This window comes from Pseudomonas sp. R62 (assembly GCF_000257605.1).
Taxonomy (GTDB): domain Bacteria; phylum Pseudomonadota; class Gammaproteobacteria; order Pseudomonadales; family Pseudomonadaceae; genus Aquipseudomonas; species Aquipseudomonas atacamensis.
Genome location: NZ_AHZM01000834.1, coordinates 1 through 1918, shown reverse-complemented (window position 1 = coordinate 1918; position 1918 = coordinate 1). Strand labels below are relative to the sequence as shown.

Genomic DNA, 1918 nt, shown 5'->3' with positions numbered 1-1918 from the left:
AACGTCGACCAATCGCCACCAGCGTCGCGATCCACAACGGATCCAGCGGGTTGATGCCGACCGTTGGTGCCACCACCACTGCCAACATTGCCGGATAGAGACCGGCGCAACCGTTCTGGCCAATCGTCGCGCCGAACGACGCAGCGAAACTGGCGACCGACGAAGGAATGCCCAGACGACGGGTCTGCGCTTCGATGCTCAACGGAATGGTCGCTGCGCTGGAGCGGCTGGTGAAGGCGAAGGTCAGCACCGGCCAGATCTTGCGGAAGAAGCGCAGCGGGTTGATCCCGGCGGCCGACACCAGCACGCCGTGCACGACGAACATCAGGCCCAGGCCGATATACGAGACCACGACGAAACTGCCGAGCTTGATGATGTCCTGCAGGTTGGAACCGGCGACCACTTTGGTCATCAGCGCCAGCACACCGTACGGGGTCAGCTTCATCACCAGACGCACCAGACGCATCACCCAGGCTTGCAGGGTGTCGATGGCGTTGATCACTTTCTGACCTTTTTCCACGTCATCCTTGAGCAGCTGCAACGCAGCAACCCCAAGGAACGCGGCGAAGATCACTACGCTGATGATCGAGGTCGGCTTGGCCCGGGCCAGGTCGGCGAACGGGTTCTGCGGAATGAACGACAGCAGCAATTGCGGCACATTCAGGTCGGCAACCTTGCCGGCGTAGTCGTTCTGAATGGTTTGCAGGCGCGCCATTTCCTGGGTGCCGGCAACCAGACCTTCAGCGCTGAGGCCGAACAGGTTGGTCAGGCCGATGCCGATCAACGCCGCGATGGCGGTGGTGAACAGCAGCGTGCCGATGGTCAGGAAACTGATTTTGCCCAGCGACGAAGCGTTGTGCAGGCGTGCCACGGCGCTGAGGATCGAAGCAAACACCAGCGGGATAACGATCATTTGCAGCAACTGCACGTAACCGTTGCCGACCAGGTCGAACCAGCCGATCGAGGCTTTCAGCACCGGGTTGCCGGCACCGTAAATCGTGTGCAGGGCAACGCCGAACGCCACGCCGAGGACCAGTGCGAGCAGGACTTTTTTCGCCAGGCTCCAAGTGGTGTGGCGGGTTTGCGCCAGACCGAAGAGCAGGGCGAGGAACACCAGCAGGTTGAGAATCAGCGGTAGATTCATGGGAACTCCAGTAAAGACTGTGCCAACAGCCATCCGGGGCTGCTGCGAACCGGCAAGCCTAACAGCTTGATTTGCAATGATTTAATACCGAAATGGCAGGGCATCCGTCGTTTTTGGAATAAGCGCGTGTCGCTGTCGGCAATGCAACTGACGCGCAGGGGACGTCAGCGGTCGCTGACAGGCGAGGGTTGTCACACTGATTTGTTAGCGTCGAACTCTTTGCATCGGGGAGTAGCGCTATGAGAATTGCACGCACGTTGTTGGCTGTGGCACTGGCGGCTGGCCTCGCCGGCCATGCATTGGCCACGGATCTCAAGCATTGGCCGGCAGATCAGGCCAAGGCGCTGGACGCGATGATCGCTGCCAACGCCAACAAGGGTAATTACGCGGTGTTCGATATGGACAACACCAGTTACCGCTACGACCTCGAAGAATCCTTGCTGCCGTTCATGGAAAACAAGGGCCTGATCACCCGCGACAAGCTCGACCCCTCGCTGAAACTGATGCCCTTCAAGGACACCGCCGAGCACAAGGAAAGCCTGTTCAGTTATTACTACCGGCTCTGCGAAGTCGACGACATGGTCTGCTACCCATGGGTGGCGCAGGTGTTCTCCGGCTTCACCCTCAAGGAGCTCAAGGGCTACGTTGACGAACTGATGGCTTCGGGCAAACCGGTGCCGGCGACGTATTACGAAGGCGATGTGGTGAAGAAGCTCGATGTCAATCCGCCGAAGATCTTCACTGGCCAGCAGGAGCTGTACAACAAGCTGATGG

The 1918-nt window shown here is 59.4% G+C and carries 1 protein-coding gene and 1 pseudogene; one reads left to right on the top strand and one right to left on the bottom strand.

The genetic code is table 11. The features are described 5' to 3' along the window. Window positions 1–1144, bottom strand: a 1144-nt coding sequence (locus tag OQK_RS00370; RefSeq protein ID WP_016770615.1) for an L-cystine transporter, incomplete at its 3' end; no start/stop codon positions are given. Window positions 1145–1383: 239 nt separating this feature from the next. Here OQK_RS00370 and OQK_RS00365 point away from each other — a divergent pair. Then, a pseudogene (locus OQK_RS00365) lies at window positions 1384–1918 on the top strand (haloacid dehalogenase-like hydrolase); the annotation flags it as partial.